This window comes from uncultured Methylobacterium sp. (assembly GCF_964251405.1).
In the GTDB taxonomy this organism is placed as follows: Bacteria; Pseudomonadota; Alphaproteobacteria; order Rhizobiales; family Beijerinckiaceae; genus Methylobacterium.
The window spans coordinates 1-4,951 of the sequence record NZ_CAXUJR010000145.1; the positions used below are offsets into that span (position 1 = coordinate 1).

At 64.3% G+C, this 4,951-nt stretch carries 4 protein-coding genes; all 4 read right to left on the bottom strand.

The genetic code is table 11. The features are described from left to right. The coding region (locus tag ACFE7U_RS17235; RefSeq protein ID WP_375410937.1) for a thiamine pyrophosphate-binding protein at nt 1-415 on the bottom strand (415 nt) is incomplete at its 3' end. Between the two features lie 27 nt (nt 416-442). Beyond that, nucleotides 443-1,912 carry a class II fumarate hydratase gene (gene fumC / locus ACFE7U_RS17240; protein ID WP_375410938.1) on the bottom strand — a complete coding sequence of 490 codons (1,470 nt, stop codon included), beginning with the start codon at nt 1,910-1,912 and terminating at the stop codon, nt 443-445. Between the two features lie 49 nt (nt 1,913-1,961). Further along, complete coding sequence (locus ACFE7U_RS17245) at nt 1,962-2,912, bottom strand: AEC family transporter (protein WP_375410939.1); 951 nt, start codon at nt 2,910-2,912, stop codon at nt 1,962-1,964. Nucleotides 2,913-2,978: 66 nt separating this feature from the next. Continuing rightward, the gene (locus ACFE7U_RS17250; RefSeq protein ID WP_375410940.1) at nt 2,979-4,604 is read right to left on the bottom strand and encodes an NAD-dependent malic enzyme; all 1,626 of its coding nucleotides are present in this window, start codon (nt 4,602-4,604) and stop codon (nt 2,979-2,981) included. Nucleotides 4,605-4,951: the final 347 nt, after the last annotated feature.

Consider the following 4,951-nt stretch of genomic DNA (forward strand, 5'->3'; position numbering starts at 1 on the left):
CCGGCAACTGCGCAGGGTTGGTGACCATCTCGCAGTAATGGCTGCATTCCTGGAACAGGTTCTGCGGATGGGTCTCTTGGAAGTAGTTGCGGCCGATTTCGGCGCTCGGGATCTGGGCGGCGATCGCCAGCACCGGCACGCGGGAGCGATGGCAATCGAACAGGCCGTTGATCAGGTGCAGGTTGCCTGGGCCGCAACTGCCGGCGCAGACCGCGAGGCTGCCGGTCAGGTGCGCCTCGCCCCCCGCCGCGAAGGCGGCGGTCTCCTCGTTGCGGGTATGGACCCACTCGATATCGCCGCGCCTGCGCAGCACCTCCGTGATGGCGTTCAGGCTATCTCCGGCGATGCCGTAGATGCGGCGCACGCCCGCCTGGTACAGGGCTTCGACAACGAGTTCGGCGACGTTGGTGCTCATGGCGATCGACCCTTCGTTGAGTGCTGTTCAGGCGCCGGCGAGGCCGTGGCCGACCATTCCTTTCGGATCCATGACCCGGTCGTACGTTGCCTCGTCGACGTCGCCCGAGGCCAACGCGGCGATCTTCAGCGTGCTGTCGTCCTTCATCGCCTTTTGGGCGATGTGAGCGGATTTCTCGTAACCGATCACCGGGCTGAGAGCGGTGACGAGCATGACGCTGTCGGCCGCGTATTGGCCGATACGCTTCTCGTTCAGCTTCGTGCCCTCGACCGAGAAGGTCCGGAACTTCTCGCAGCCGTCACCCAGGATACGCGCCGAGTGTAGAAAATTGTTGATGATGATCGGCCGCATCGCGTTCAGCTCGAAATTGCCCTGGCTGCCCGCGAAAGCGACGGCCGTGTCGTCGCCGATCACCTGGATGGCGATCATCACGATTGCCTCGCACTGCGTCGGGTTCACCTTGCCGGGCATGATCGAGGAGCCCGGCTCGTTCTCCGGCAGCAGCAGTTCTCCCAAGCCGCAGCGCGGGCCGGACGCCAGCCACCGCATGTCGTTGGCGATCTTCATCAGGGCGACAGCGAGGCCGCGGAGCGCCGCGCTGGCGCGCACCATGGCGTCGAGCGACCCTTGCGCCATGAACTTGTTGGGCGCGGTGACGAAGGGCTTTCCGGTGAGCTCGGCGACCTTCGCGGCGACCTTGACGCTGAAGCCGGCCGGCGCGTTGAGCCCGGTGCCGACGGCGGTGCCGCCCACCGCCAGCTCGAGCAGGCCGCCGCGGCTGTGCTCGATTTCGGCGATGCAGGCGCGCAGCTGCGCCGCGTAGCCGGACCATTCCTGCCCGACGCTCAGCGGAACCGCATCCTCGAGGTGGGTGCGGCCGATCTTGACCACATCCATCCAGTCCGCGGCCTTGTCTTCGATCGCTTTCGCAAGCGTCTCAACCCGCGGCAGGAGGCAACCGTCGATCTCGGTAATGGTCGCGATATGCATGGCGGTCGGGAAGGTGTCGTTGCTCGACTGCCCCATATTGACGTCGTCGTTGGGCGCCACCGGCTTCTGGCTGCCGAGTGCGCCGCCCAGGAGCTGGATGGAGCGGTTCGAGATCACCTCGTTGACGTTCATATTCGACTGGGTGCCGGATCCGGTCTGCCAGACGTAAAGCGGGTAATGTTCGTCGAGCTTGCCGGCGATGGTCTCGTCGGCCGCGCGCACGATGGCGTCCGCCTTCCACCCCGCCAGCCGACCTTCGGCGGCGTTGACGAGGGCGCAGGCTTTCTTGACGGTGCCGTAGGCGTGGTAGACCTCCTTCGGCATCTTGTCGTGGCCGATGGAGAAGTGGTGCAGGCTGCGCTCGGTCTGTGCGCCCCAGTACCGGTCCGCCGCGACCTGCACGTCGCCCATGCTGTCGAACTCGCAGCGCTTGCCTCGGGCGTCGATACCGACCGGCAGGTTCTGCAAAGCCGGGGGTTTTTCATTCTGCATTTGACCGTCGGACATAGTGGGAATCCTTGGCTGAAGTTGGGTTGTGAGAAGCGCGGGCGGGGCGTCACAACACGGCCTTTGCGATGGCGATGCCGGCCGCGATGCTGATGATCGAGAAGAGAGTGCTGGCCATCGCGGACAGCGATGCCTCGCTCTCGTAGGCCGTGTTGGTGTGGGCGAGCGCAGGCACCAGGGTCGCCGCCGGAAGCACGCCCATGAGAAACACCTCTTGCGCCAACGCCCCCCGCAAGCCAAAGGCCAGCGCCGCGCCCAGCAGGAGAGCCGGCTGGAGGATGTTCTTGACGAACACGTTCAGAAGAACCTCGCGGTCCATCTTGAAAGTGAGGCCCGCCAGCATCAGCCCGAGTGTGAACAGCGCGACCCCGCCCGCCGCGGAACCGACTTCGTTGGTCATGCTGAGCAGGATCGCCGGCACCGGTACGTGCAGCAGTGAACAGGCGGCTCCGAGGACTGGAAGCCACACCAAGGGCTGCCTCACTGCGCCGAGCAGACTGACGCCAATGATCTTGGTGCGGCTCTGTTTCGGACCGGGGCCGGTGTTGCCGTCGTCGTGTAGGAGAACGAGGGCGATCGGCATCATCACAAGCGAGGTGACGAGATTCCCGACCAAAACAGCGAGTATCCCGCTCGGTCCGACCACGGCGAGGAGCACTGGCGGCCCGCAATAGGCCATGCTCGGGAAGCCGCAGATTAGGCCCTGGATCGTTGAGGCGCGAAGGTCGTGCTTGAACATGAAGTAGCCGAGCACGATACCAATTGCGAAGGTCGCCATGAAACCGACGACGAAGGCGAGGACGTAGGAGGTATTCGACAGGTCAGACGGATTGGCCTTCGCCGCCGCGAGAAACAGAGAGAGTGGCAAGGCGAGCTTGACGACGAACGCCGCGAAGGCGCCCGCCGCGTTGCCCGGGATGATGTTCCAACGTGCTGCCACGTACCCAAGCCCGACGACGAACAGGATGGGCAGCAATGCACTCGCAATGACTTCCACCATTACGCGACGCCCTTTCTGCCCACGTTCAAATCGCGAGAGGCCAAAGAGCTCTTGCCGCACTCAGGCCTAGTATTGCGGCTTGTAAGTCAGGCTCTCGATCCAGGCCCGCATGTCGGCGGGTCGCTCCACCGTGGCCTCGCCCTTGTCGAAGATGTGCTCGGCGACCCGCGCGGCAGTGGTGATCTCCGTCTCGAGGATGTTGGCTTGGCTCGGGAACAGCATGCCCTTGGCGCGCATATCCGGGCCGACCTGGTCGGCGCTGGCCTGCGCGGCCGCGATGAACATCGCATCGTTGATGCACTTCGGCCGCGTGGCGTAGACGGCAAGGCCGATGGCCGGGAAGATGTAGAAGTTGTTCGCCTGGCCTGGATGGTAGGTTTTGCCGTCGAGCTCGACATCGGGGAATTGCACGCCCGCCGCGAAGAGCACCTTACCCTTCGACCAAGCATAAGCGTCCTGGGCCGAGACCTCGCACTTGCCGGTCGGATTCGAGAGCGGGAAGATGATGGGCCGCTCGTTGAGTGCGCTCATCGCCTCGACGACCTCGCGGGTGAACGCGCCACCCGTGGTCGAGACGCCTATGAGGACCGTCGGCTTCAGCGATTTGATCGTGGACACCAAGTCGTTGGAAGGCTTCGCCTCGTGTGCGTAGGCCTTCTGCGACGGCGAGAGGTCCTTGCGGGAAGGCTCGACCAGTCCATCGACATCAAAGAGCGAGATGCGCTTGCGCGCGTCGACCTCCGACAGCCCGTCGAGCTGCATGGCGGAGACGATCATGTTCGAGATGCCGATGGCGGCCGATCCAGCGCCCAGGAACAGGATGTGCTGGTCCTTCAGCTTCTCGCTCTTGATCTGCAGCGCGGTTGTGAGCCCGGCGATGGTGACGCTGGCCGTGCCCTGGATGTCGTCGTTGTAGCAAAGGATCTTGTCCCGGTACTTGGCCAGGAGGCGGATGGCGTCGGTGCCCTTCCAATCCTCGAAGTGAAGGCAGCAATCGGGGAAGACCTCCTGGACGGCATGCACGAACTCGTCGACGAAGGCGTCGAGTTCCTCGGCGGGCGGCGGCTCGCGGCGCAGACCAAGATAGAGCGGGTCGGCCCGCAGCGCGGCGTTGGTGGTGCCGATGTCGATGAGCACCGGTAAAAGACCTTCGGGCGGGACGGCTGCGCAGGCCGTGTAGAGCTGGAGCTTGCCGATCGGGATCCCCATGCCGTTGGCCCCAATATCGCCCAGTCCGAGGATGCGTCCCCCCGTCGAGACGCACAGAAACCGCACGTCCTTGATCGGCCAATTCCGAAGCACTTCGGCAATGCGCCCCTTGTGCTCTAGTGAGACATACATGCCTCGCGCCCTGCGGTAGATGTGCCCGAAAGCTAGGCAGGCATCGGCCACGGTCGGGTCATAGACGATCGGCACGAAGCGCGCCGGATCGGACATCAAAGTCTTGTAGAACAATGTCTCGTTCCGGTCGGAGAGACCGATTAGGTAGACGTAGCGCTCCAGATCTGTCGGCTTGGCGTCGAGGTGGCCGAGCACCCGCTCCATCTGCGTGTCGAGGGTCTCCACGCCGGTGGGCAGAAGGCCCTCGAGACCGAGCGCGGCACGCTCATCGTGAGTGAAAGCCGTGCCCTTGTTGCGCAGGGGGTCTTGGAGAACTCCGAAACCTGCGCTGGCTGCTGCTTGAGCTTGCATAACTGCTTCTCTGTTTCGGCTGAGTGCCTCGGCGAGAAGGCAGGTCAGCGCGCCCCGCTTCGATCAGCGCTGACCCGTCTGCCGATCGGCCACGGGGGACTAGCCTCGGAAACTACCCACCTTGAACAGGCGAGAAGTCTTGCGACCGGGCGGCTAGGCCGCAAACCCGCCAGGTGATCACTCGAGGCACGGGGTCAGATCGACGAGATACGCCCTTGGCGCTTCATCCGTTGCGGAGCCTCGGCCCGCTGTTATGTCCTGCGGGCTGTCACATTCTTGGTTTGCCCGCGGCAAACAGGGCAAGAGTATCGGAGACCGCCCGGTTGCAGGGCGTCGGGACGCTGGCA

Bases quoted from the DNA above. Each gene is read 5' to 3' on its own strand.
- ACFE7U_RS17245 (WP_375410939.1), bottom strand. From the start codon at position 2,912: ATGGTGGAAGTCATTGCGAGTGCATTGCTGCCCATCCTGTTCGTCGTC.
- fumC (WP_375410938.1), bottom strand. From the start codon at position 1,912: ATGTCCGACGGTCAAATGCAGAATGAAAAACCCCCGGCTTTGCAGAAC.
- ACFE7U_RS17250 (WP_375410940.1), bottom strand. From the start codon at position 4,604: ATGCAAGCTCAAGCAGCAGCCAGCGCAGGTTTCGGAGTTCTCCAAGAC.